This is a genomic window from Fictibacillus sp. B-59209 (genome assembly GCF_036216745.1).
Classification (GTDB): Bacteria; Bacillota; Bacilli; order Bacillales; family Fictibacillaceae; genus Fictibacillus_C; species Fictibacillus_C marinisediminis.
In genome coordinates this window covers 1-25,170 of sequence record NZ_JARMMC010000039.1, presented here as the reverse complement: position 1 = coordinate 25,170, position 25,170 = coordinate 1, and the positions used below count along the sequence as shown (strand labels likewise).

At 42.6% G+C, this 25,170-nt stretch carries 21 protein-coding genes, 1 pseudogene and 1 other annotated feature; of the genes and pseudogenes, 18 read left to right on the top strand and 4 right to left on the bottom strand.

Annotated features, from left to right (window positions below):
* Positions 1–210: 210 nt before the first annotated feature.
* From P4361_RS21675 to P4361_RS21645, 7 genes and pseudogenes are all read left to right on the top strand, one after another.
* A complete protein-coding gene (locus P4361_RS21675) occupies positions 211–1,713 on the top strand; it encodes a spore germination protein (protein ID WP_425590303.1) in 1,503 nt (500 codons plus the stop codon).
* The gene (locus P4361_RS21670; RefSeq protein ID WP_328090963.1) at positions 1,703–2,824 is read left to right on the top strand and encodes a GerAB/ArcD/ProY family transporter; all 1,122 of its coding nucleotides are present in this window, start codon (positions 1,703–1,705) and stop codon (positions 2,822–2,824) included. Before P4361_RS21675 ends, P4361_RS21670 begins: the two co-directional genes overlap by 11 nt.
* 1 nt (position 2,825) lies before the next feature.
* Positions 2,826–3,902 carry a Ger(x)C family spore germination protein gene (locus P4361_RS21665; RefSeq protein ID WP_328090962.1) on the top strand — a complete coding sequence of 359 codons (1,077 nt, stop codon included), beginning with the start codon at positions 2,826–2,828 and terminating at the stop codon, positions 3,900–3,902.
* A 216-nt stretch (positions 3,903–4,118) separates the two neighbouring features.
* The gene (locus tag P4361_RS21660) at positions 4,119–5,630 is read left to right on the top strand and encodes an FTR1 family protein (protein ID WP_328090960.1); all 1,512 of its coding nucleotides are present in this window, start codon (positions 4,119–4,121) and stop codon (positions 5,628–5,630) included.
* Complete coding sequence (locus tag P4361_RS21655) at positions 5,620–6,012, top strand: hypothetical protein (RefSeq protein WP_062237333.1); 393 nt, start codon at positions 5,620–5,622, stop codon at positions 6,010–6,012. Before P4361_RS21660 ends, P4361_RS21655 begins: the two co-directional genes overlap by 11 nt.
* Positions 6,013–6,253: 241 nt before the next feature.
* Positions 6,254–6,361, top strand: a pseudogene (locus tag P4361_RS21650) (2-oxoglutarate dehydrogenase E1); the annotation flags it as partial.
* A gap of 2 nt (positions 6,362–6,363) precedes the next feature.
* Positions 6,364–6,618, top strand: coding sequence for a DUF2690 domain-containing protein (locus P4361_RS21645; RefSeq protein ID WP_328090958.1), 255 nt, complete (start codon positions 6,364–6,366; stop codon positions 6,616–6,618).
* A 97-nt stretch (positions 6,619–6,715) separates the two neighbouring features.
* Here the strand turns inward: P4361_RS21645 and P4361_RS21640 are convergent, their stop codons facing one another.
* Positions 6,716–7,588, bottom strand: coding sequence for an AraC family transcriptional regulator (locus P4361_RS21640; protein ID WP_328090957.1), 873 nt, complete (start codon positions 7,586–7,588; stop codon positions 6,716–6,718).
* 282 nt (positions 7,589–7,870) lie between these two features.
* On the opposite strand from P4361_RS21640, the gene P4361_RS21635 reads away from it, so the two are divergent.
* The 7 genes from P4361_RS21635 to P4361_RS21605 all read left to right on the top strand — a co-directional run bounded on the left by P4361_RS21635 (position 7,871) and on the right by P4361_RS21605 (position 14,644).
* Positions 7,871–8,788 carry a phytanoyl-CoA dioxygenase family protein gene (locus tag P4361_RS21635; protein WP_328090956.1) on the top strand — a complete coding sequence of 306 codons (918 nt, stop codon included), beginning with the start codon at positions 7,871–7,873 and terminating at the stop codon, positions 8,786–8,788.
* Positions 8,789–8,927: 139 nt separating this feature from the next.
* Positions 8,928–9,494, top strand: a complete 567-nt coding sequence (locus P4361_RS21630) for a GNAT family N-acetyltransferase (protein WP_328090955.1) — start codon at positions 8,928–8,930, stop codon at positions 9,492–9,494.
* Between the two features lie 445 nt (positions 9,495–9,939).
* Positions 9,940–10,914 (top strand): nuclease-related domain-containing protein, encoded by a 975-nt coding sequence (locus P4361_RS21625; RefSeq protein WP_328090954.1) that lies wholly within the window; start codon positions 9,940–9,942, stop codon positions 10,912–10,914.
* Between the two features lie 238 nt (positions 10,915–11,152).
* Entirely contained in the window at positions 11,153–12,109 is a 957-nt protein-coding gene (locus P4361_RS21620; RefSeq protein WP_328090953.1) for a Gfo/Idh/MocA family oxidoreductase, read from the top strand.
* Positions 12,106–13,074 (top strand): Gfo/Idh/MocA family oxidoreductase, encoded by a 969-nt coding sequence (locus P4361_RS21615; protein ID WP_328090952.1) that lies wholly within the window; start codon positions 12,106–12,108, stop codon positions 13,072–13,074. Before P4361_RS21620 ends, P4361_RS21615 begins: the two co-directional genes overlap by 4 nt.
* A gap of 428 nt (positions 13,075–13,502) precedes the next feature.
* A complete protein-coding gene (locus P4361_RS21610; RefSeq protein ID WP_062237357.1) occupies positions 13,503–13,883 on the top strand; it encodes a VOC family protein in 381 nt (126 codons plus the stop codon).
* A 389-nt stretch (positions 13,884–14,272) separates the two neighbouring features.
* Positions 14,273–14,644 (top strand): cyclic-phosphate processing receiver domain-containing protein, encoded by a 372-nt coding sequence (locus P4361_RS21605; protein ID WP_062237359.1) that lies wholly within the window; start codon positions 14,273–14,275, stop codon positions 14,642–14,644.
* 729 nt (positions 14,645–15,373) lie between these two features.
* Here the strand turns inward: P4361_RS21605 and P4361_RS21600 are convergent.
* Positions 15,374–15,844, bottom strand: coding sequence for a DinB family protein (locus tag P4361_RS21600; RefSeq protein WP_062237365.1), 471 nt, complete (start codon positions 15,842–15,844; stop codon positions 15,374–15,376).
* Between the two features lie 517 nt (positions 15,845–16,361).
* Between P4361_RS21600 and P4361_RS21595 the strand changes: the two genes are divergently transcribed.
* Together P4361_RS21595 and ilvA are read left to right on the top strand one after the other, a co-directional pair.
* The gene (locus tag P4361_RS21595) at positions 16,362–17,708 is read left to right on the top strand and encodes an MFS transporter (RefSeq protein ID WP_328090948.1); all 1,347 of its coding nucleotides are present in this window, start codon (positions 16,362–16,364) and stop codon (positions 17,706–17,708) included.
* Positions 17,709–17,892: 184 nt separating this feature from the next.
* Positions 17,893–18,115: a binding site (T-box leader), on the top strand.
* Between the two features lie 180 nt (positions 18,116–18,295).
* Positions 18,296–19,564 carry a threonine ammonia-lyase IlvA gene (ilvA, locus tag P4361_RS21590; RefSeq protein WP_256224843.1) on the top strand — a complete coding sequence of 423 codons (1,269 nt, stop codon included), beginning with the start codon at positions 18,296–18,298 and terminating at the stop codon, positions 19,562–19,564.
* A 112-nt stretch (positions 19,565–19,676) separates the two neighbouring features.
* Here the strand turns inward: ilvA and P4361_RS21585 are convergent, their stop codons facing one another.
* Positions 19,677–20,231, bottom strand: coding sequence for an MEDS domain-containing protein (locus tag P4361_RS21585; RefSeq protein WP_328090946.1), 555 nt, complete (start codon positions 20,229–20,231; stop codon positions 19,677–19,679).
* A gap of 723 nt (positions 20,232–20,954) precedes the next feature.
* Positions 20,955–21,848 carry a PdaC/SigV domain-containing protein gene (locus P4361_RS21580; RefSeq protein WP_256224841.1) on the bottom strand — a complete coding sequence of 298 codons (894 nt, stop codon included), beginning with the start codon at positions 21,846–21,848 and terminating at the stop codon, positions 20,955–20,957.
* 310 nt (positions 21,849–22,158) lie between these two features.
* Between P4361_RS21580 and poxB the strand changes: the two genes are divergently transcribed.
* On the top strand, positions 22,159–23,883 hold the full coding sequence (poxB, locus tag P4361_RS21575) for a ubiquinone-dependent pyruvate dehydrogenase (RefSeq protein WP_328090943.1): 1,725 nt from the start codon (positions 22,159–22,161) through the stop codon (positions 23,881–23,883).
* A 487-nt stretch (positions 23,884–24,370) separates the two neighbouring features.
* Entirely contained in the window at positions 24,371–25,072 is a 702-nt protein-coding gene (locus P4361_RS21570) for a polysaccharide deacetylase family protein (protein WP_328090942.1), read from the top strand.
* The last annotated feature ends 98 nt before the right edge of the window (positions 25,073–25,170 follow it).

The following is a 25,170-nucleotide window of genomic DNA, read 5'->3' as shown; positions in this document are numbered from 1 at the left end:
AAGGTCAATTTTCGACTTTCTTGACAGCCCCTGTTTTTTTAGCATGTACCATATGTTTTTTTATTCTTCCAAACTTAACGCCGTATTTACATCATCAGTGTATTCTAACCTAATCCGATCAACCGTTAAAACCTTTTGGATAAAACTGCATCTCCGGAACATAATAAAAAGCAGAAACTATCCGAGGAACTTGTCAGGTGGGATTTAATGATGTTTTGGAAAAAGAAGAAGGCAGCAACCAGCCAAGAAGAAAAAGAAAAGAAGACGAGTGTTCCACATGAAGCCGTTACACTGGAAGCATTTAAAAAAGTTACGGCAAAAATGGATGATGCCGAAATCGTTCAACGGCAAACCAACAGTGGCATTCCCTTTTCTCTTGTCTACATACAAACCTTAATCGATCATGAGAGGTTTAATGAATCAATCGTCAATCCGATCATTCATAGCACGAACAAACAATTTGTCCAATGTATCGCTACGTGCAAAGTAATAAAGGTGAGTTCGATGGAAGAAGCAAAGAATCATTTGCTGATTGGGTGTGTCCTTGTCCAGGATGTGGAGAAGAACGAGTGGTGGGCCATTAAACTGGAGAACCCGTTAAGCAGGGCCATCGAAAATTCGGAAACTGAAACGATCGTGTATGGACCGAAAGACAGTTTTACGGAAAGAGTTGAGCATAATCTATACATGATCCGCAGGCGGCTGCCTCTGACTGAACTGAAGACAGAAAAATTTCAAGTGGGTTCCCTGACAAAAACACAAGTTCAATTGTTGTACATAGAGGGGATTGCCAATCCGGATATTGTAGATATTGCAAGGAAAAATATTTCGGAAGTGAATTTTGATCTTATTCTGGAGTCATCGAACCTTTCAGCTTTTATGGATGATCATACAAATAGCTTGTTTCCTCAGTCTTTGCAGACGGACCGTCCAGATTCATGTGCTTATTCTCTCGGGCTTGGTAAACTCGTCATTTTGCTTGGCAATACACCATTTGCCCTCATTGCTCCCATTACTTTTTTTCATCTTTTCCAATCACCAGAAGATTATGTTCATCGCTGGGTCATTGCTAGTTTTTTAAGAACCCTTCGCTATTTAAGTTTCCTTATCGCCATTTTACTCATTCCGCTTTATGTAGCGTTAGCGACCCATCATTATCAGATGATCCCGCTCCAAATTCTATATGTGATGATGGAATCGCGGAGCAAATTGCCGTTTACTCCGTTTTGGGAAGCGTTGATCATGATGGTTATCATTGAAATCATTAAAGAAGCCAGTTTGCGGATGCCGACCAAAACGAGCCAGACGATCGGGATCATTGGCGGTATTGTTATCGGACAGGCTGCAGTAGAAGCAGGGTTTGCAAGTAAGGTATTGATTGTTCTTGTGGGAATATCTGCGATTGCTTCCTTTTTGGTGCCAAATTATTTAGTAACAAAAGCTACAACGGTCATACAATTCCTATTTCTAATTTTATCGTCGTTTATCGGTATTTTGGGAATTGCGCTCGGGTTAATTCTCCTATTGGCCCATCTGAATGGACTATCTTCCCTTAAACAGCCTTTTTTTGCTCCCGTTGCACCTCTTCATTGGAAGGATTGGAATGACCTTTTTGTTAGAATACCGTTACCCTGGATAAAGCAGCGGCCGCAATATTTACAGCCACTGCAAAAATGGAGGGTGAAAAGAAGGAGGGGATCGAATGAGCAGTAGGTTTGTCTTATTCGATAATACGGCCATCACGGGAACCGGCTATATATTTGCCATGGTGAACCGGATGCAAATGCTGTATTATATTCTCATTTTGCCGAAACACTTAATGCATCCCTATATGATTTTAGGAATTATCGGAGTGGGGATCCTTTCGCAGATTAACCTTTTGATCTTGTCTTACTATTTAAAATCAAATTATTCCTCTCAAGGTTATCTTGGCTTTGTACAGTTATTTGGTGAGAGGCTCGTCCGTTTGTTTGCATTTTTTGGTCTTTTTGTCATTTTAGTAAAAGTAATTGTAACAGCATTGGGCTATGTTGAGATTATTCACCAATTTATGTTTCCCTCCATGAAGACGAGCTGGCTCATTTTCTTCTTGATGGCCTCAAGCTTTTACATTGCCTCTCAAGGAATGGAGAAGACCATCCGGCTTGGCCTTATTGCTTTTTTAGCAACGATCTGGATTATTGTCCTTTATGTCCCTTATTTCCTGCCTCCCATTGCCGAGATACATCATCTGTATCCATTGGTACCTGGAGAGATTTCGATTCATTCCTGGTATGGGTTTCTAATGATTTGGTCAGCTCTTTCCGGACCGGAATATTTAATCTGTTTAGGCCCATGGATTGGACCGAAGGAAAAGATTTTAAAAGGGTTAAGTATTGGGAATGCTCTCTCTGTCATTGAATATCTCATTCTATTTGTCGCTTGTCTTTTATATTTTGGTTCTAATTATCTCGAGAAAATCAGTTTTCCTGTTGTAAACATGCTCCGCTATTTGCAGTCACCGGTGTTTGAGCGCATTGATCTGATAATAATTTCTCTCATCATGATTTACGTTTTATTTTTGATCGCTCTCTTATTATTGTATTTCTATGGTGCAGTAAGAATTGCAGCAGGGAGAATAAAAGTTCCCACGAATCGTAAAGGCTTTTTGGGAAGCGCTGCAGCCATTTTTATTTGCATGCTGATTATTAATGGCTGGTACTGGAGGGAAGGGAAAGAGCTGAATATATGGACAACACTGCAGCTCTGGCTGGGTGCGATTACTTATTTTCTCGTGCCTTCATTCCTTCTTATTGCAATGAAATGGAAGAGAGGTAGCTCCTAGTATGAGATATATAAAGAGGGTTATTTTGCCGCTGCTTTGTTGTGTACTGGTTCTTTCGGGCTGCTCCTCACCATTTGTTGAGGATAATACGGTTGAAGAAGTTGCTCCGGTAACCTTTTGGTCGCTGAATAAAGGGGAAAATGGCAAATTGGAAATTACTACACTTGTTCCTCCCGTTATGAATGAGAAAAAGAGGCTATTTACACTGGATGTGGATTTATTAAAGCAGGGAAAAAAGGATTTCAACTTAAAGTTTTACCGGGAACTAAAGCTTGGTCAGCTCCGAATGCTGTTAATCAATGAAAATCTGGCGAAGAAAGAAGTCATTTCTTTAATGAATACCATCCTTTCAGATCCGGATGTATCCCCTCGTCTTTATCTTGTGCTGGTCAAAGGGAACTTTGAGGAGTACTTAGAGAAGGAAAAGAACGAACTGAAGAACTTGGATTATTTTCTATATCGGATGTTCAGGCATTATGAAAGAAGAAATCAGGGAGAAATGACGATTGTCAATATTCATGAGTTTATGGAAAAGGTCTATTCTCCTTATTCGGATCCTGTGCTGCCGATATTTAAAGTGAATGAAAAAAAATTTACGTACGAAGGAACAGCCTTTTTTAAAAATAATGATTATGTGGGCTCCGTTAAGGATATTGAAGATCAGATGTTCCAGCTGTTAGCCAACGACCATTACTTAAAAAGTCTTCCTCTTTCTCATTTGAAGGTTTCCTTAGGCCAAGTACGTTCCAGGGTTCGTATGAAGGTGGACAGGAATTATAAAACGTTATCCATCAAGGTACATGTGAAAGGAAGAATAGATGAATACAGAGGACATCGAAATATACTCAGCAGCAGTGAAATGAGAAAGCTTAACAAAGACATCGAGTCCTATTTGCAAGGACAATCAATGGAGTTGGTGAAGAAAACACAAAAATTAAAGGCAGAGCCTCTTGAAGTAGGAGCACATACTCTTTCTCCATTGCTGCAGCCGATGAGCCGAAAAGAATGGCTGAATTATTATGAGAACATGAAAGTCAAAGTGGATTATATTGTGAAAATTGAACCGTTGAGTTTATAAAGCAACAGGAAGAGGCGGGCTTATAAAAAAACCCTTATTATGAAGAGAAATTCTTTGATTTTTAAGGATTTCTCTTTTTTGCATACAAAAATCTTTGTAAAATGGTAATTGACAATGATTATCATTAACAATATAATTTGAAAGTGAGTACTGATAATGAATTTCATTAACTAAAGATAGATAAAAGTTAGTTTATTGAGAAGTGAGGGGATTACATTGAAGAATAAGGTTCAAATCATACTTGCCATACTTCTGGCTGGTGTCATGATTTTACCTTTACATAGCTTTGCGAAGGGGAATGCAAAGGGTGATATGGCAGAAGCAAACAAGCTCGTAACACAAGCTATAAATGCATCTCAGCAAGGGGATATCACCAAGGCATCCAGCAAGTTCAAAAAGTTTTCAAGCACTTGGCTGTCCATTGAGGATGGAGTAAAGGATCAATCGACTACTGCTTATCATGATATTGAGGATGCGATGGGACAAGTTCAGTTCGCTCTCGCTCAACAGCCAGTAAACAAGAAAAATGTAACCGTTGGGCTGGAACAATTAAAGCAAATGAACCAAAAATTCATCGACGGGAAGTTTCCTGCCGCATCTAAGGATAAAAAAAGCGGTTCAAGTAAAGAGGGAGACGTGGCTGGCCTAGTTTCCTTACTGGACCATTCATTGAAGAATATCGATCAAAACAATATTCAAGGGGCTAAAGCCGACATTGAAAAGTTTAGAAAATCCTGGTTAAATGCAGAAGGTACTGTACTTACCCAATCTTCAAAAGTTTATAGCAGCGCTGAACGTGATATGGTCACTTCTTATGCCCAGCTATCATCAAACAATATAGACGGTGCTAAAAAAACCATTCAGGATATGCGGGATTATCTGGCTCCCATCGCCATGAAAACAAGCTATAACATGATGGATGCCACAACGATTCTGCTTCGTGAAGGACTTGAGGCTTTGCTGGTAGTAGTCGCACTGCTTGGTTTCTTGAAAAAAGCCGGGCACGAAGACAAAAAACAATGGATTTGGATGGGTGTAGGTTCAGGAATTGGCGTCAGTATTATCCTGGGTGTCATTGTGAATCTCCTCTTTTCAGCAGGAGCCTTCGGAAGCAATAATTTCTTGATTGCAGGCTGGACAGGAGTTTTTGCGGCTGCGATGCTGCTATACATGAGTTATTGGCTTCACAGTAAATCCAGTCTTGCGGAATGGCAGCGATACATTCGCACAAAAAGTACAAATGCACTGAACACTGGAAGTTTATTTTCACTAGCCGCCCTGTCTTTCCTTGCCGTTTTCCGTGAAGGAACAGAAACGGTATTGTTTTTCATAGGAATGGCGAATTCAATCAAGCTGCCTTCGTTATTAACAGGTATTGGTATAGGAGTTTTGGTTCTTGTTATCCTTTCTTATTTCATTCTTAAGCTAGGATTAAGAATTCCGATGCGCCCGTTCTTCTTAGTATCCAGTGTTCTCATGTTTTACCTCTGCTTCAAGTTTACAGGTATGGGGATTCACGGATTGCAACTTGCTGGATTATTGCCTGTGACACAAGTAAATTCTTTAACAACTATTGATTTTCTTGCGTTTTACCCAACGCTCGAAAGCATGATTCCACAGGCTTTTCTTATTTTGGTCGCCATAGTGGCAGCGATTTTGAATAGAAAAAAAGATATCAAATTAAAAATCGAACTCAAACATCAGGGGGAACTTCGAAATGCAAACTAAAAAATACATCGTACCTATCGTACTGGCAGCTTCTCTTACATTATCAGCTTGTGGAACTAAAGATAACGGATCAGAAAAACCGAAAGAACCGACGATCGCTGAAGGATCAAAAGAAATGAAACAAACACTTGCCGACCTCAAATCTCAATTAAAAGCGAACGAAGCAGATAAAGTGAAAGAATCTGGAGAACAGTTAGAGGAATCATGGGAAAAATTCGAAGACGGCGTTAAAGAAAAAGACGCCGATCTTTATGAAAAAGTAGAAACGCCGCTGCACACCATTGAAGCGGGTGCAAAATCAAAGCCTCTGGATGCAAAGACTTTAACTAAGGCATCCGATGAATTAAATAGTGTTTTATCAAAAGTTGAAAAACTGAAGTAAAATTAAAAGCCCAAGAATGTGGATACATTCTCGGGCTTTTTTCATGGTTGGTCTTATTGAAGATGAAGAGTTAAAAAGCATAGCCGAAAGTATTGAAGCAACCCTTTTCAACGTTTTGGACAGAAGCAAGTAACGATTTTAAGCCACTTTCTCTAAAGGGAAGGTGGCTTATATAATTATTATTCTTTTACATGGACACTCTATAGACATAGTAAACTTTCATAGATTGGAGGCCGCGAGAATGAAGGTTTTATCAATGATCCAGCCTTGGGCAAGTCTATTTGTCCTGGGGGAGGTCAAATATGAAACAAGGTCATGGAGAACGAATTATCGTGGTCCGCTGGCGATTAAGTGAGAGGAGAAGTTTATATTCGTCATAGCAACAAATGCCATGCCTCATGGGCGCAGGTTTACTTTGGATTCCCTTTGTTCATGAGATTATATGACTGTGCAAGTCCAGGCGGAAACGGAAAAGTCCGTCCGGGACAACTCAGCTGCTATTCTGCGATGGTCAATAATCCCGCAGGAAACTATGCCAGAGCCCAGGGTGTTTGGTCTAAAAACGGCATCTGCTTTTGGGGTTTTGGCAACACAAGTTATTATTAAACGGACAAGGGGCTGTCCAAGAAGTCGAAAATTGACCTTCAGGCAGTCCCTTTTTGGCTTGAAAAATCTTCAATGANNGACTTCTTGGACAGCCCCTCTATTTCTGATAATACAGCCTCTCCATATGCTTCTCCTTAAACTTCTTAGGCGACTCTCCCGTAAACTTTTTAAACAGCATTGTAAAATAATTCGGGTTGTCATACCCGACCAGCTGGGCGACTTCTCTTATTTTCAGGTTAGTTGAGACGAGCAGCCGTTTGGCCTCACCCATTCTCCTTGTAATGAGGTAGTGAATAGGCGACAGGTTCATGTCTTCTTTAAATACATGCGAGAGGTAGTAAGGGCTGATGAAGAATGCTTCGGCCAAGTCATCCAATGAAAGGTTCCTTGTATAGTGTTTATCAATATATTCTTTTATCCGATGAGAGAGGGAGTCTTGTTTTTCTGCTGACGCGTCTTGATGATGCAGATGGATGATGCGATGGATGACTGTAATGAGTGACGTAAGCAGGTTCTGGCAGATTATCTCATATCCTTTTGCTTGAAGCGCCGCCTCATCAAAGATTTCGGACAGGTATGTTTCTATTTTAGAAGAGTATTTATTGCAGCGAATAACGGGCTCGATGTCAGAAGGGATGACATGAAGATCCTCCAAGCCCTGGATGTATAGGTTGGTGATCCCGCAAAAATACGTTTGTAGTGGGTGATCAGGGTTGGACCATTCCTCATGGAGCACGTCTTTATTGTAGACCAGGATATCTCCTTGTGAAGCTTCATATGTTATTCCATCAATAATGAACGTCCCTTGTCCACCACTGATATAGACGATTTCACTCAGGTTATCATGTTTATGACTCGAAAATTTCCAATGTGGATTGTCACTGATCTGCCCGGCATATAAAAGCTGCGGGGCTTTTTTTATATTCAGAGTTTCTGGGGAAGCTGCATTCTGATTCATTGAAAACTTCATACGATGACCTCCCTGGTATGGTTCCTTTAAGTGTAAAGGATTTGATGGTTGATAACCATAGTTCAGAGCAAGATATGATAGTTTTTATGGAAAATAAACAAGATATTGATACTGCATGATTGGAAACGGATACATGACAGTAAAAAGCGACGTTTATTCTGGGTGGAACAGCAGGATATCTTAGTTTTATTAAAGAGACAGCAACATCGTTTATTGTATTGGAAGCTCGTGGGGCCTAACATGGAAATCAAGAAAAGCTACTATACAAAAGGAGGAAGGAAAATGAACCAGAAGCTGAATAATATTCTTGAGATTGCTGTTCCGTTGAATGAGAGGAAAAATAATGAACCGTTGCGTGTGCTTAGTGAGGAAGATTGGAAGTTTTGGAAAGAGAACGGTTATGTGATTGTTCGTGACGCCGTTCCACAAGACCATGTCGATCGCTTGGCGAAGCTGATTTGGGACTTTGAAGAAAAAGATCCGAACGATTCCTCTACTTGGTATACAGCAGCACGGCGTGAAATTCAGATGGAAGAATTGAAGAATACAGGGATGGTCGAGCTTTACAACCATCAGTATCTTTGGGATAACCGCATGCATCAGAGGGTGTATGATGCCTTTGTGGACATTTGGGGAACGGAAAAATTGTGGGCCAGCATTGACAGGTGCAATCTCAACCTTCCGATGAAGCCTGGGCATGAATATAACAGCTTTATCCATTGGGATGTGGACACATCGCTTGATCCGATTCCGGTAAACGTTCAGGGCGTTCTCTCGCTTGTTGATACGGACGTGGACATGGGAGGATTTCAGTGTATTCCTGAATTGTACCGTGACTTTGATGAATGGGTAAAAGATCAGCCGGCTGACCGTGATCCGCACAAGCCGGATACGACGGGCTACACACCTACAAAAGTGGTAACCAAAGCAGGCGATTTGCTCATCTTTAACAGCATGCAGCCGCATGGCATCCGTCCAAATTATTCGGATAAGCCGCGCCTTGCCCAATACATCTCCATGTTCCCGGCGCAGGAGGGGAATGAGCAGCTGGTCGAGACAAGGGTGGAGTCATGGAAAGAGAGAATTCCGCCAAGCGGCAAGGCTTTCCCTGGCGATCCGCGCAACCTGGAGCACGAAAGATATGATACCGCGCAGTTGACTGAGTTAGGGGAGAAGCTGTTGGGGTTGAAGAAGTGGTAGAGTGATAGGAAGGGCAGTTCCTTTTTGAAAGGGTGCCAGGCACCGGTTTTACACACTTGTGTAATCTCGGTGCCTGGCACCCATGTTCCTTTTTATTCCTTTTTAGCCTATAATGGTTAAAAATAAGGGGGGCTACTACATGCGAGAATTGCAGACTGAGAGATTATTATTGAGACCTTGGAAGAAATCAGACGTCAAAGACTTGTACGAATACGCGAAAAGTGATTTAGTGGGCCCGAATGCCGGCTGGAAACCGCATAAAGATGAGGAAGAAAGCAAAGAGATCATTCAAATGTTCCTTGAGAGCACTGATATATTGTATGCCATTGAACTGCTCTCTGAACATAAGGTGATCGGCAGCATCGGACTGCATGATCGAAAACCGGATGAAACCTTGTCCCATTTGAACCAAAAGGAAATCGGCTATGTTCTCAATCCAGCCTACTGGGGGAAAGGTTATGTTCCTGAAGCGGTAAACCGAGTGCTGGAGCATGGTTTTGAAGATCTGAATTTAGATATCGTTTGGTGTGGACACTATGATTTTAATCATAATTCCAAGAGAGTGAATGAGAAATGCGGATTCAACTACAGATTTAGTGAAAATAAGATATTAGAGCGATTGGATGGGCAGGAAGTTGTCTGTCTGTACTATAGTATTTTGAAGTCGGAGTACCAGAATGGAAAGAATGTTACGGATGCATCTTGATAGAAAATGCCGTTGAGAGACGGCGTTTTTTTGTGGCGTTTTAACTCGATTTTATAGGGCGAAGCATGATCTCGAAGTCTATGCTGGCCTGCGATTTTATGAAAATGATGTGTTTTGCAAGTAAGTGGTGTCGAACCGCAAGTAAAGTCGGAGTTTTCGCAAGTAATGCATGCAGAATCGCAAGTAAAGAGGGCATTTCCGCAAGTAATTCATGTCGAATCACAAGTAACAGCCAACAGGAGGGTCTCAATACCCCAAAAACGCGTTATTGATGAAGGTTTGGACAAGCTGTGGGCCGGCTAAGCCCGAGAGAACAATATAATTAGTCAAATGCATGATCAATCGAGGGCTAGGATACATATTTTCAACTCATTTTGCACCATGAGCAGGAAATTCTTCTCACAATTCGAATTTCCTTCTTATTAAGAAAGGGAGTTGATAGAATTTGATTGTAAAAGAACGAAAAGTTCCTATTACGGTACGCAAATTGGAGGCTTTGCTGAGAAGGCTGCCGCCGGATCACCGGAAACGGCCCGATATTAGTGACCAATTAGCAAGGCGGATGGCGGGTTACAGAGGGGAGCTTGCCATAGACTATCATTTGGGCTATCTCCTCAAGAAAGACTACCTCATTTTCAATGATCTCCGGCTTACAGATGGCGAACGCTTTTTCCAGATAGATACGCTCATCCTTTCTCCTCATTACTTTCTTATTTTAGAAGTGAAAAACATCTCAGGAACACTTGTTTTTGATCACAATTATAAACAGCTCATTCGTGTGTCTGGTGAAAAAGAGGAAGGCTTCGCAGACCCAGTTTTGCAGGTCGAACGTCATCGTGTACAGCTGCAGGATTGGCTATCCGCACAAAAACTTCCACAGGTTCCCATTGAAATGCTTGTTGTCATGAGAAACCCCAACACGGTAATTAAAAATACCCTCCTGAATCTGGATCCTTCCACTTCCAAACGAGTCATTCACGGTGCAAATCTCCTCTTGAAAATAAAAATGTATGAAAAGATGCATGTCAAAGAGCAGCTGAATCCCCAGCAAATAAAGAAGCTCTCCCGTAAACTTGTGAACAGCCACACTCAATCTGATTCTCAAATCCTTCAGCAGTTCCAAGTCCCTAAAGAAGAAATTTTGACCGGTGTAGAGTGCCCGGAATGTTCCGCTCTCCCGATGATCCGACTGCATGCGAAGTGGGTTTGCACATGGTGTGGCTCGTTTTCAAAGGACGCTCATCTTGCTGCAATTACCGATTACAAACTGCTTATCGGCCTCTCCGTCTCAAATTCCGAGCTTAGATCCTTTTTGCATCTGTCATCTGTTTCTGTTTCCTCTCGTATCCTTCAATCCATGAATCTCTCTTATACTGGCACATATAGAAATCGAAATTATTTGATGACATTAGATGAATGACGATTTATTAGGCTCGTTTTTTTGAAAATGATTTGTTGTGTAAGTAAGCTTTGTCGAACCGCAAGTAAAGTCAGAGTTTTCGCAAGTAACGAGTATAGAACCGCAAGTAAAGTCTAAGTTTCCGGGGGTAACCACAAGGAATTCGTAAGTAAACTTCCGACAAGTAACAAGAATCATGCAGGTCTCCCCGTTAAAACAGGGAATCTATATAAAAAGTCCTTTGAAAGGAGTGCCAGCTGTGAAAATTGTTATTTTAGGTTACGGCTTTATCGGAAACATCCACCTGAACGCGTATCTGCAGATGAAGGATGTGGAAGTAGCAGGGATTTATTCAACGACCCAAACCGGGGATATACAAGGGATTCCCGTTTATAACGATTTAGAGAAGTGCCTGGAGCTCGGGGATGTGGTTGACGTTTGTCTTCCTACATTTATGCACCGGGATATTTTTGAAAAAGCGGTGGAGAAAGGCAAGCATGTTTTTCTCGAAAAACCGATGGCGCATACCGATGAAGACTGCCGGCGCATGCTGGAGCTGGAAAAGCGCTGCAGCTCAAAAGTGATGGTCGGGCAGGTGCTGCGCTATTATCCTGAGTACCGTAAGCTGAAGGAATGCATTGATCCGGATAAGCCTGCGTCCACCTTACTTTCAAGGCGCTCTCAATTACCTGTGAGCGCAAAAAACTGGTCTCTCGACCGCAGCAACAGCGGTGGGGTTATTTTGGATCTCAGCCTGCATGATATCGACTTCGCTCGGTGGGCGTTCGGGCCGGTAACGCGTGTTTTTGCACAGACGGATCCCGATCATTACTATGCTCTCATCACATTGCGCCACGAGAATGGGTCTATCAGCCGTATTGAAGGCAGCTGGAGATATGACGGCGGATTCGCGCAGGAAGTGGAGATCGCGCAGGAAAATGAACTGTTTACGTTTAACAGTCAGGAGGTTTCTCCGCTCTCTGTTCACCGGAATATTTCGCTTAAAAAAGATTCCACAGAGGTTCCGCCAGTCCTGCTGCGGGATGACCCTTGGTATCTTGAACTGAGAGATTTTATTGATAGCATTCGAAATAATGAGCCGGCTCCTGTCACGCTGCAGGAGGCCTATGAGAGTACGAAACTTGCAATTCTGGCATTACAGTCTGCAGAGGAAAAGCGGCCGATTTCCTTAGAAAAGGAGCTGTACACACGATGAGAATCTCCATTTTATTAGCGGCTCATGTTCATTTAGATGCGTTCGCAGCTGCCGTGAAACTGTGTCCAGGCACAGAACTGGCGGGTATCTATGACGATGATGCTCATCGCGGGAAGAAGAAAGCGGCAGAGCATTCCACTATTTTTTATCATGATTTGGGAGTGGCGTTGAACGAATGTGAAGCGGTGATCGTCTGCTCGGAGAATGTCAAACATGATGAGTTGGTACTGGCAGCTTTAGAGGCGAACAAGCATGTCCTTTGTGAAAAACCGTTGGCTGTATCAACAAAAAGTGCCACCATCATGGCGCAAAAGGCTATTGAGCAGGATGTTGTTTTGGCCACTGCTTTTCCGTTGAGGTTCAATACGCCGGCTGTTCAAATGAAAAAGGTCATCGATCAAAAACAAATTGGTGATGTTCTGGCTTTTCACGGCAAGAATCCGGGGCAATGCCCGAAAGGATGGTTTATTGATAAGAACCTGTCCGGCGGGGGCGCGCTGATGGATCATATCGTTCATCTCGCGGATTTGATGCGATGGCTAACTGGAGCTGAAGTGACGAGGGTGTTTGCAGAAGCTGATTCCTTCTTGGTCCCGTGCATCACCATTGATGACGTCGGCCACGTGCAGCTGGAGTTTGAGAATGGAATCATCGCTGACATCGACCCGAGCTGGTCACGGCCGGAGGGCTATCCGACGTGGGGTGGCATTGATCTTCGGGCGACAGGAACGGAAGGGGCCATCGACTTAAAAGCGTATGCCCAGAACATCATTCAGCATAACAGCACGAAAACGATTCATCATAACTTTGGTGACTTTGAATATCTTCATATGATGAATGCATTTGTTGAGACGATACGGAAAAATCCGACAGAGCTGGCCACTGCTTGGGACGGGGTGGCGGCAACAAAGATTGTTGAAGCGGCATATCTTTCGGCGAGGGAGCATGAGGTCGTAGAAATTTGAAGGGAATGAGTAAGTCCTCGGAGGGGGCTTACTTTTTTATTAATGAATATAAAGGTATAAGTTTTAATTTTTATTGTAATTCTTCTTAAAAGCTGCCCCTGATGGAAGCTTTTCTTTTTGAACGTAAATTTCATTTTCTTGAGTGCACCTTGTTCATTAAAAAAAAGATGCCCAATAGGACATCTTTTTTGTGCGTTTTGCGGCGAGAGACAGCACTCCACATAGTGCATTGCCTTAAAGGCGCGTCAATCTCGTCTTATGCAAATTAGCTCATCGCTTAAATAGTATACCACAGTTCGTGTTGAAAGAGTAGTTGAAATCATAAGGGTTCAAAACGAAAAAAATTATTTGAAATCGGGGGGGGGGGGTGATGCAAGTGCAATATATGATAATTTATTATTAAGAAAGTGGACAAGGGAGTGAAATAAATGATTAATAAAGTCGGTCAAATTATGCTGTATGTAAATAACCAAGATGAGGCAGTGGATTTTTGGACAGAAAAAGTAGGATTTAGTGTAATTTCTGAAGAAGATAACGGTCAGGGAATGAGATGGATTGAAATTGCTCCAACAAAGGATGCAGAAACAAGTATTATTCTGCACAGTAAGGAATTCGTTGCAAAAATGTCGCCTGAATTAAATCTTGGTACACCTTCTTTAATGTTTTTCTCGGAAAATTTCGATCAATTACGTAGCGACTTATCAAATAAAAATGTCACTGTCGGAGAAATTGTAAATATGCCTTCTGGCAGAGTATTTAACTTTGCAGATAGTGAAGAAAATTACTTTGCAGTAATGGAAAAAAAGTAAATGCCAATCATGCAGTTTAAGCGGGGCTGTCCAAGAAGTCTGTAAGCTGTTGATTTCCGTTCCAGGCTGCTCGCTTTCCGCGGGGCGTGCGGTGAGCCTCTTGGTGCAAGCACCGGCGGGAGTCTCAACTGTCACGCTAGTCCCGCAGGACAAGGAAGGCTCCAACTGGATCACATCAAAAGTTCTCTAGCAAAGTCATTGATATTTCTCGATTAAACTAAATCCTCTTCTTAATCATGAAATGTTTGTCAAATATTAGCTTTTAAAGTCGTTTATGTGCAATTCAAACAGAATCTATGTTAAGGTTGATTCAAGATCTATTTAAGATCTATTTATCTAGGGATTTTCGACTTCTCTTAGTCACCCCTTTATAAGGGAAGGAGTCTGAAATGGGTAATATTAGCGTTTTCTTAGATGACTACCGGACTGCACCTGAAGGCTATGTTTTAACGGAGACGATTGACGAGTGTTTAGAGCTGCTGCGAAATTGCACTATCGAACATCTTTCTTTGGATCACGATTTAGTAAATAAAGACAGGAATGGATTAATGCTTGTTCAAATGATGGTGGAAGAAAAACGATTTGCTAACCGCATCACTATTCATTCTGCCAATTCAGTTGGCGGCAAAGCGATGTACAACTGTCTAAAACAGGCACAACAGGATTCGATCCTTTCTCCCTCCACTATTGTATCCTTAAGACCCCTGCCCCTGAAATATTTCCCGCCAAGGGTTCTGCAGCATTATTTAGACGTACAGTAGGTTCAGTTTATTACAAAGGGTGAGGTTCCAGAATATTTAGGGTATAAATCTCAAATTGGGGAGTTGATGGTTATTAATGACTACAACTATGAACTAATGTTTGAGAACCAAAGAATTTTTGAAGGAAATGGACAAGCCCTGTCATTATTTGTTTCCAGCGAAGATATTACAATAGGACAAACTTTATATATAAACAGTTATGTTTATTTTATTAAAAGAGGAGAATTAATAAATAAGAAGAATGAAATGAATCTTATTAAGTTTTATCTAGAGGCATCCAATTAATAGGGTGCTTCTTTATTTTGGATAATAAAGGAATATGTATCCTTTTCCAAGTTAAAGTGCAGGTTCGTTGAAAAAAGGTATACATTAATACTTAAAGTAGCTGCCATCACAGGTGGCTTTTTTATTGAACTAAATGGCAGGTTAGTGGAAAAAGGAGAACAATCTCCTTATTACATAAAGACATCACGCAAGAGGAAGCGATTGAAGAACCTGTTGAAGCTGTTCATGAACAGTTCTTTAATTTTAGGTAATAAAAATCTCAATTTAATAGAAAAAGCGCAAGAAGAAAAATATCTTACGTTTATTAGGAAAATTTATTTATAAACTATTTTGGAATTTTTATAAATGGAGTCACTTCATCATATGATCCAATTTCATTTTATTGGAATACCAGATAAAATAATCCAAATCTCAAAGCGGAGTCTTTTTGTTTTTTCGTTCGGGTCAGCGGTGGGAAGGCCAGGATCCTTGCATTTTTCTGATTTGAATAATTTGGCCTGTATGGTAAGCGTCATGAAGCATTATGTCCAGTAACTTTCCCTCAAGGGAATTTTGGTCAAGCTCTTCGACGGAAGTTTTACTCAGTATCTGTCTTAAACTGCGTTGTACGTTTTCGGCACGTTCAACGACTTTCTTCCATTCCTTATCGTCATTTGATTGTTCGGTGAGATAGAAGGTTTCATTACCGTCGAGATTATGTGGCCATTCACGGCCTTCCATGTTTGCTGCAAGTCTCTCTTTGTAATAAATGAGATGATTAACGTTCTCCCAAATTGTTTTAGTTGCCTCTCCAGTTGGTCTCCAGTTAGCCTGTTCTGCCGTGATTCCTTCTAATGCATGTTTGAACGGTGCATACCAACTCTCCTTGTCGAAGGTTGTATCTAGCACGTTTAGGAGCAAGCCAATTCGATTCAAAGTCATCTCCTCCTCGAATATATAATCTAAATTTATTGTTACATGGGAAGTGTATCATTACATAAAAGAATTTGGCAATATTTTCATGGGGGAGAGGCGATTTAGCTGTGGGGGTCTTTTCTCTTATCGATGTAAATTAACAGGTTTTACATTCCAATCTGTCTGTTGCTGTCGAATGATAAATGGTATAGTTTTAAAAAAGAAGCTCTGTTAATTAATGTTGTTGTTTTCTAGTGGGGTGTGATTGAATCGCCTTGTGAAAAGCAGAAGGGTATAAGCAAGCTTACTCTCTTCTGCTTTTCAGGCGCTTCATTTGTTTCACAAAACAGCCGTATAAAAAACTTGAGGGCCTCTTTCAATCATCAGTATGCGATGCCCCACTTGGAAAGAAAATCAACAATATGCTTTAGCAAAGCCAAAAAAGAAAGCGGTTTCCGGTAGTTTCAAAGCTTGTGAGTGTTGACGGAGTCAATAAACCGAGTGTCTAACACTGGCACATCGTGAGGAGGATTTAACAATGTCTCAATCTATTGATCGCGCAAAGACGCGGCGCATTACGGGAAACATCTTCAAGGGTTCGGTTGGAAATCTGATCGAATGGTACGACTGGTACGTCTATTCTGCTTTTGCCGTGTATTTCTCTGCAAATTTCTTCCCTAAGGGAGACCCGACCAGCCAACTGCTCAACACTGCGGCGATCTTCGCCGTCGGATTCCTGATGCGGCCGATTGGGAGTCTGCTGATGGGCCGCTACGCCGATCGACATGGCCGGCGTGCAGCGCTGACGCTTTCCATCACCATCATGGCCGGTGGGTCTCTGATCATTGCCTGTACCCCAGGTTATAGCACCATTGGTATACTAGCACCTATTATTCTGATTCTCGCCCGCCTGCTACAAGGGTTGTCGTTAGGTGGAGAGTATGGAACCTCGGCAACGTATCTGTCCGAGATGGCCAGCTCCGGTCGCCGCGGCTTCTACTCGAGCTTCCAGTACGTGACACTTGTTGCCGGACAGTTAGTGGCTCTGGGTGTTCAGATCATCCTCCAGCAAGTGCTCAGCGAATCCGATATGATGTCCTGGGGCTGGCGTATTCCGTTCGTCATTGGAGCAATGGGAGCATTGGCTGTATTGTGGCTGCGCCGCACGATGGACGAATCGGAGCAGTTCGAAAAAATGGGTTCTGAAAACCGGGCGAACGCAGGGACCGTTAAGGCTTTAATGAAACACCCTAAGGCAGTGCTGACAGTGGTCGGACTAACGCTCGGCGGAACCGTAGCCTTCTATACCTACACGACGTATTTACAGAAATTTATGGTGAATACTGTGGGCCTCCAAAAGGAGGTCGTCAGCTGGATCAACTTTATTGCTCTGCTGGTATTCGTCGTGCTTCAACCGCTTGCCGGCATGCTGTCTGACCGTATAGGACGGCGCCCTCTATTGATCAGTTTCGGTATCCTTGGTACATTGCTGACTGTGCCGCTGTTTATGATCATGGAGCAGATGAAGAACCCTATCGTTGCTTTCTTGCTCATGATGGTGGGTCTCATCATTGTCACCGGTTACACTTCCATCAATGCGATCGTGAAAGCCGAGTTATTCCCGACAGAAATCCGTGCCCTTGGCGTGGGTTTCCCCTACGCACTCACTGTCGCTGTGTTCGGCGGGACGGCGGAGTTCATCGCGTTATGGCTGAAGAGCATTGGAGCCGAGTCGCTCTTCTACTTCTACGTAGCTGCTTGCATTGCCGTAAGCTTCATCACCTACTGGCGTATGGGTGAGTCTTCGAAGGTCTCTCACATCGAAGCCGAGCTGGTCGCTGAAAATGACCAGCTGTCCGTGAAAGGCAGATCACAGCACTCTTAAGTATCATGAGTACAATGGAAAAGCATAATTAGGTGCAATACTTTAAGACCCAGCTGCCTTTTTAGGTGGCTTTTTTTATTGGATTTCTATTGGTTGCGCTTTCATAAAAAGAATATTCTAAATTTACAATAAATTTGTTGACGTGGCATTTTGAAGCTGTTAATCTTAGTTTTAAAATCTAACACGAAAGTCGATGACGAGAACAGTAGGATAATATTTTTGTTCCAAAGAGAGTCGGATGTGGTGGGAGCCGATGAACAAACATTATCTGAAAATCATCTCTGAGATACAAAGCTGAAATGAGAGTAAGCTTTGTCGGGTAGTCCGTTAACAAGTCTTTTTGACTAAAGTGCCGGAGTTTTTTGCTTCGGAACTAGGGTGGTAACGCGAGCTGACTCGTCCCTATTAAGGGAGGAGTTTTTTTATTGGAGTAAAAAAATGAGATTTTTTTTATTGAAAAGGCTCTTTTCTAAAAGATTGTTGCTTTGGGAACATTTTTGTAATGACCTTCATCAACCACTCCCAAGAGCAGCAAAGGTTACGAAAACAGCCATTTTAAAAAAATGATTATAGGAAGGAAGAGGAACATGGAACAGGTACAGCAACAGCAAAAAACGGTGCTCGTCGAAGACATCATGATCGCCAATCAACGAATCAAAGATGTGGTCCTCCATACGCCGCTGCAGTTTAATCCGCTTTTGTCCGCACAGTATGACTGTAAACTCTATTTGAAACGGGAGGACTTGCAGGTCGTCCGTTCCTTTAAGATCCGCGGTGCGTACAATCGGATCAAAAAGCTGAGCCAGCAGGAGCTTGAGAACGGCATCACGTGTGCGAGTGCAGGAAACCACGCACAAGGTGTCGCTTATTCCTGTCATCTGCTGAAAAGCAAAGGGAAGATCTTTATGCCTACGACAACACCAAAGCAAAAAGTGAATCAGGTGAAGTTTTTTGGCGGAGAACATGTGGAGATCGTTTTAGTCGGGGATACATTTGATGATGCGTATGAAGAAGCAATCGTTTGCAGCCAAGCCGAAAATCGGACGTTCATCCATCCATATGATAATGAGGATGTGATCGCGGGTCAAGGCACTGTGGCAGTGGAGGTTTTAAACGACTGCGACGAGAACATTGATTATGTGTTTGTTCCGATCGGAGGCGGAGGACTTGCTGCCGGAATCGGAACGTATTTGAAGAGTGTTTCTCCGCAAACGAAGGTGATCGGTGCTGAACCAGCGGGTGCACCGGCGATGAATGAATGCATGCTTCAGGGAAAACATGTATGTCTCGACCGCATCGACCCGTTCGTCGACGGCGCGGCTGTAAAAAATGTCGGGGCGATCACGTACCAGATCTGTCAGGAGATTCTGGATGACATTGTTGTTGTACCAGAAGGAAAAGTATGTTCCACGCTGCTGGCGCTGTACAATCAAAACGCGATTGTCGCTGAGCCGACCGGCTCTCTTTCTCTCGCTGCTCTTGATGAGTATGCCGATCAAATTAAGGGAAAAACAGTAGTATGTATCGTGAGCGGCGGCAACAATGATATTGGCCGTATGCAGGAGATCAAGGAACGTTCCATGATCTACGAGGGTTTGCAGCATTATTTCATCGTTCATTTTCCTCAGCGTGCCGGTGCGCTTCGTGAGTTTTTGGATGAAGTGCTCGGACCGGAAGATGACATCAACAGGTTTGAATATACGAAGAAAAATAACAAAGAAACCGGGCCGGTGCTGGTCGGCATCGAGCTGAAGCATAAAGAGGATTATCCGGAGCTGATCCAGCGCATGAACCGAAAGGGCTTTGCGTATCAGGAAGTGAATAAAGACAAGACACTGTTTCAGCTGTTGATTTAATGGTAAAGACGATGTGCGAGTGGGCACGTCGTTTTTTTTCGAGTTACCTTAGCAACCCCTTTAGCAATAAGCCACAAATAACATAATTAAGTTAAATTTTAATACTGTTTTTTTAAGAAGATGTTCTATTATACAAAGAGGACAGCGAGAAATTGTTATCTGTCATAAAATATTTATGTGCTTGTCTTAAAAGAGTGCTCAATTCAGAAGTTAAACGTTCAGAAGGGTATGCACATACCGACAGTGTATTTTTCTGTAAGACAAATTCATCTGCGATTGTTTCAAAATCGTTGAGCAACTCAGCATCCGGTTCAGAGGAATACCATTCAACATGTGCCCAAGTCCGAATAGGTGAATTGCGATTCTTTAAAGCGGATAAATCACTTTCAAAGTGGTTCACTATTGTAGTTGTATTAAAATCTCCGTTTGAAAGGTAATAATCAAAATTATTAACCATTCGCACATATGTTAGTTGTTCTTTGGTTAATAACACGTTAATCTTCTCTTTTAATTTGGGAAGAACTTTCATGTTTTCAATAACTAGAATAATTTGATGGTTCTCTAGGCCAGAGAGTATATAAGATATTAAATTTTCTAGATAAGTATCTTCTTCATTAAAACTATAAAAAATATGTCCTTCGGTAATTTTTTCATCTGAATAGTTCATAAGTCACCTCTAAGTTTAAACTTATCAAACATTATATCAAAGGTACATAAATTCGTACTGTTTCAAGAACGAGAAGCATCCATAACGGCCAGCAGTGATTTGCGATACTTGGGCCGACCAATCAGACCGTTGATATTCTTTAATTCAAAAAGAAAAGCGATTCTGATTAAAGAATCGCGACCAGTAGTTAAAGAAATAATATTACCACTGTACAGATTTCTCTTGATTGGCCTAAATAAATGGGACGTAGTCACTTTCCGTAAAAGCTGCCATGTTTAATTACGAACGAAAAGCAGAATATTTGAACTTTCAAAAACGACCCGAAAGTTATTTCTTAAAAGACAACTTTCAGCATGTACTACATCTTCCCCTATTTTTAGAAACTCCCTACATCGGCCTGCACTGCCGATGATGGCAAAATCAGAAATTCGAAATCGTCTCGTTCTTGGAACGCTTTCAAACACAATAAGGACTACATCATTTGTTCGAGGTGACAATAGCTTACCTCCTTATAGTTGATACATTATAGGATGCGGTGAGCTGACGAACCGCAATGGACAAACATGGAGTATTATCAATTATATTATAGTGATTAGTCTGATTCGCTTCCTATGGCCAGACTGTTGATGAGTCACTAGTACAATCAATCAGCTTTAGGACTCACCTGCTGGACCTAAAGAAATTAAAAAAGGAGAAGGGCATATCCCTTCTCCTAAGAATTTTTTATTTGTACACAGACCTGGGTATGTCTACTGTTGGAGTTCCTGCTGCATAAGGGGCAACAGAATACTCCCCGAATTTTAAGGTAATGCCGTTAAAGTTAAAATAAAACTGGGCATCACGTTTTATGTTCACATCACTTTGGCTGGTTACATAAAAAATATCTTTATGCTTTTTCATATAGTTATACGCATATTTTTGTACGGCTTTGTATTTCGCATCACTTGTAAGAATGTTGTTCAGTTTCAATTCTTTGCCGTCGCTGATCGTAAAGTTATACCCTTCGAGGGATGACATACCGTGTGCACCGCCGGTATATTCATAGTCTTGAAAAAGGATACTCAGCTGCTTGCCATCATTGTATTTTACGGAATAACTGGATGAGTAATCATAATCACAGGAAAAAGGATATTCCTTGCACATTTTATCTCCCTGAATTTCCTTTTCATCTTTCAGCAATTGTAAATATTCATTATACGATTCTTTCGCATGGCTCAGCAGAGCGGCGTTGATTTTATCCTGAGCTTTTTTGCTTTTTAGTCCCTTCACTTGAGGATAGGACACAGCCTTTGTATTTTTATACTGATGCTTACTGATCGTTACACCCGTGAAAAATTTAAGATACTTGGTAGAGACATAAGCCTTCTTGCTTTTGTAGCGGATTTCAGACCAGCCGGATTTGGTTTTTGAATAAACGGATACGGTGGCGCCGGATTTTAAAGAGCCGATGATTGTGGCTTTCTCACTTGGAGCATTTCTGACATTCAGCGATGTTTTAACATTTACAAAAGCTGTCAGTACGGATGCGGCCTTTGCTTCACTATTCACAAAAAATACGGAAGCAATCAAGGCAATAGCAATGGTAACCATGGTTAGGCGGAAAATTGATTTTTTCATAAAGACTCCTTTTCTTTTTTTGATTAATGATAGAATGCGAACTTTAGTCGGTCATTGATATGTTACATTTATGTTACAGTGATTACATTAAAATTACAACAGGTATTTTAGATTTATTTTCCAGAATAGCATGATCCATTATTACCCGGTCATTTGTCACAATAGAACACCTTAACGAAGGTTTCCTTAAGCAAACGTCAGGGTAGACCTCTTTTAGGGAAGCTTTACGCTCAAACCTCCGAATATTCCCGCTAACACAAGGGATAATATGGAAGAGGATTGAGGCAATAACTAAAAAGGAGACTACATAATGAAGAAAACCGTTGCTGATCTACTGGTCGATTCGTTGAGACATGCTGGAATTGAGCGGATCTACGGGATTGTGGGCGATTCACTGAACGCGGTGCTGGATTCCATCCGCCGTTCCGGAAAAATTGAATGGATCTCGGTTCGCCATGAAGAGGTAGCGGCCTTTGCTGCAGGTTCGGATGCGATTTTAAGCAATAGTATCGCCGTCTGTGCGGGAAGCAGCGGTCCAGGTAACCTGCATCTGATTAATGGATTGTACGACTGCCATCGAAATCGGATTCCGGTGCTGGCCATTGCGGCGCACATTCCAAGCAATGAGCTCGGCGGAGAATACTTTCAGCAGACCCGTCCGGAGATGCTGTTCAGGGATTGCAGCCATTATTGCGAGGTACTGACTCGTCCGGAGCAGATGCCGCGCATGGTCACGATGGCGATGCAGCATGCCATCGGCCGCAAAGGCGTTTCAGTGATTGTATTGCCGGGGGATGTGGCTTCTCTTCATGATGAACAGACTGTGCCGGAACAAGTCATTCACGTGACAGAACCAGTCATCCGTCCATCGGAAAACGAGCTGCAAAGGCTTGCCGATTACTTGAATAAAGGGAAGAAAGTAACGCTGTTGTGCGGAGCGGGGTGTGAAGGAGCGCATACCGAGGTGATGGCGCTTTGTGATGCGCTGAAATCTCCGATGGTCATCGCGCTCAGAGGGAAGGAGCATCTGGAGTACGACAATCCTTACTCTGTTGGACTGACGGGGCTCATCGGCTATTCTTCCGGTTATCATGCCATGATGGACTGCGATGTTCTTCTCATGCTCGGGACCGATTTCCCCTATCGCCAGTTCTTCCCGGAGAAGGCCGTTATTTTACAGGTCGATATCCGGGCGGAGCACCTTGGCCGACGGGCTGCGTTAACCTATGGGCTATGTGGGGATGTGAAGCATACGGTGGAGTCGCTGCTTCCGTTAATAAAAGTAAAGAAAAGCACGAGTCATCTGGACAAGCATGTGAAGGACTATGCGAAAGTGCGCAAAGATCTGGACAAATTGGCCACCGGGAAAAAAGGGAAGACACCCATCCATCCGCAGTATTTAACAAAAGTGGTCAGTGACCTCGCTGCTGAGGATGCCATTTTTACCTGTGATGTGGGAAGCCCATCCTTATGGGCGGCGCGTTATCTGGAGATGAACGGTAAACGCCGGCTGTTGGGTTCGTTCAATCATGGCACGATGGCTAACGCGATGCCGCAAGCGATAGGGGCACAGGTTTCAAAAAGAAAGAATCAAGTCATCGCTCTTTCCGGGGATGGCGGCCTCTCGATGCTGATGGGGGATCTTTTGACCATCAAGCAGCATCAATTGCCGGTAAAGGTTGTCGTGTTCAACAATGAGGCACTTGCCTTTGTGGAGCTGGAAATGAAAGCGGCGGGATACTTGGAAACCGGTACGGGCCTTGGACAAACCAACTATGCCGCAATCGCCGAAGGCATGGGGATCCAGGGTATACGTGTTGAAGACCCGGGTGACCTGGAGGGTGCCGTTAAACAAGCGTTTAAACATAATGGCCCCGTGCTGCTTGATGTGGTCGTCAACCGTCAGGAATTAGCTCTGCCGCCAAAAATCGAGTTCGAACAGGCGCACGGATTTACGCTCTGGATGCTCAAAACCGTGCTCAACGGCAAGGGAGACGATCTGATCGATCTGGCGAAGACGAATCTATTTAGATAGCTTATATGAAAAGAAGTGACATCGGTGTTAGCGCATGTCCCCATCAATAGAACAGGTAGAAATCATAGAGAGTGTAATCCAACGTTATTAATTATGTTGGAGTTGCAGTTTTCTGTCTTACTGTTCTTTTTCTTTATTATATTCAAACCTCGGCCGATGCCAATTACAAAGCAGAAAAGCTTTACTATCAAATCAAAAAGCACCCGTCTGGATGAAGCAGATGGGTGCTTTGTTTGTTGGCTTTGTGGTGATACTCTTTTTTTGAAAATGACATGTTTTGCAAGTAAATCTTGTCGAATCGCAAGTAACGGAAGCATTTCCGCAAGTAATTGGTGTCGAACTGCAAGTAATGGATGAACTTTCGCAAGTAAACGATGTCGAACCGCAAGTAAAATTCCATCAGGGTATATCAATCACCGGGAAAGAGGGTCCTGAGAGGTCTTTTTTGAAGTTTGCTATAATAAAAGCAAAAACACAGAGGATTATCATGAAAAAACGAATAGGAATCACCGTGTCTGTACTTCTCGTTATCATTTTTATATTATTCGGCACCTATAAATTAATGAACGCCCGCAATTTCCAGTTGTTCGGCGGGCTGACAAGCCATGTTGAAACGAAGCAAAAAGCGGTCGCGGTCACGTTTGATGACGGTCCTACAAACAAGGTGGATAAGCTGTTGCCGGTACTGGAACGATACCACGCCAAAGGGACCTTTTTTCTGATTGGAAACGAACTTCGGAAGAACATGGCGGAAGGGAAGAAGCTTGCACAAGCTGGCCATCAGATCGGCAATCATACCTATTCCCATAACCGGATGGTGTTCAAGTCGCCTTCCTTTATCAAGCAGGAACTGAAGAAAACGAATGCGCTGATCCGCCAGACGGGTTATGAAGGGACGATCGACTTCCGGCCGCCTAACGGTAAGAAGCTGATCGGACTGCCTTACTATACTAATAAATTGCACATGGATACGATCACGTGGAGCCTCGAACCAGATACGTACTATACGTCTGTTTCGGATAAGGTTCGTTATGTTACGAAAAATGTAAAACCGGGCTCGATCATTCTGTTCCATCCGATGTATGACAAAACCGGCAATGAGCTGGAGTCGATTGATAAAACACTGTCTGCTCTGAGCAAAAAAGGCTACAAGTTCGTGACGGTAAACGAACTTCAGAAATACGAGTAAAGAGCAATAAGGGGCTGTCCAAGAAGTCTGGTAGCTGTTGATCTCCGCTCCAGGCTGCTCGCTTTCCACGGGGCGTGCGGTGAGCCTCTTGGCGCTAG

Excerpts from the sequence above, each read along its gene's own strand:
- P4361_RS21595 (WP_328090948.1), top strand. The coding sequence starts at position 16,362 with ATGTCTCAATCTATTGATCGCGCAAAGACGCGGCGCATTACGGGAAAC.
- P4361_RS21665 (WP_328090962.1), top strand. The coding sequence starts at position 2,826 with ATGAGATATATAAAGAGGGTTATTTTGCCGCTGCTTTGTTGTGTACTG.
- poxB (WP_328090943.1), top strand. The coding sequence starts at position 22,159 with ATGAAGAAAACCGTTGCTGATCTACTGGTCGATTCGTTGAGACATGCT.
- P4361_RS21670 (WP_328090963.1), top strand. The coding sequence starts at position 1,703 with ATGAGCAGTAGGTTTGTCTTATTCGATAATACGGCCATCACGGGAACC.
- P4361_RS21675 (WP_425590303.1), top strand. The coding sequence starts at position 211 with ATGTTTTGGAAAAAGAAGAAGGCAGCAACCAGCCAAGAAGAAAAAGAA.
- P4361_RS21640 (WP_328090957.1), bottom strand. The coding sequence starts at position 7,588 with ATGAAGTTTTCAATGAATCAGAATGCAGCTTCCCCAGAAACTCTGAAT.
- P4361_RS21635 (WP_328090956.1), top strand. The coding sequence starts at position 7,871 with ATGAACCAGAAGCTGAATAATATTCTTGAGATTGCTGTTCCGTTGAAT.
- ilvA (WP_256224843.1), top strand. The coding sequence starts at position 18,296 with ATGGAACAGGTACAGCAACAGCAAAAAACGGTGCTCGTCGAAGACATC.
- P4361_RS21580 (WP_256224841.1), bottom strand. The coding sequence starts at position 21,848 with ATGAAAAAATCAATTTTCCGCCTAACCATGGTTACCATTGCTATTGCC.
- P4361_RS21630 (WP_328090955.1), top strand. The coding sequence starts at position 8,928 with ATGCGAGAATTGCAGACTGAGAGATTATTATTGAGACCTTGGAAGAAA.
- P4361_RS21605 (WP_062237359.1), top strand. The coding sequence starts at position 14,273 with ATGGGTAATATTAGCGTTTTCTTAGATGACTACCGGACTGCACCTGAA.
- P4361_RS21655 (WP_062237333.1), top strand. The coding sequence starts at position 5,620 with ATGCAAACTAAAAAATACATCGTACCTATCGTACTGGCAGCTTCTCTT.
- P4361_RS21610 (WP_062237357.1), top strand. The coding sequence starts at position 13,503 with ATGATTAATAAAGTCGGTCAAATTATGCTGTATGTAAATAACCAAGAT.
- P4361_RS21585 (WP_328090946.1), bottom strand. The coding sequence starts at position 20,231 with ATGAACTATTCAGATGAAAAAATTACCGAAGGACATATTTTTTATAGT.
- P4361_RS21570 (WP_328090942.1), top strand. The coding sequence starts at position 24,371 with ATGAAAAAACGAATAGGAATCACCGTGTCTGTACTTCTCGTTATCATT.
- P4361_RS21615 (WP_328090952.1), top strand. The coding sequence starts at position 12,106 with ATGAGAATCTCCATTTTATTAGCGGCTCATGTTCATTTAGATGCGTTC.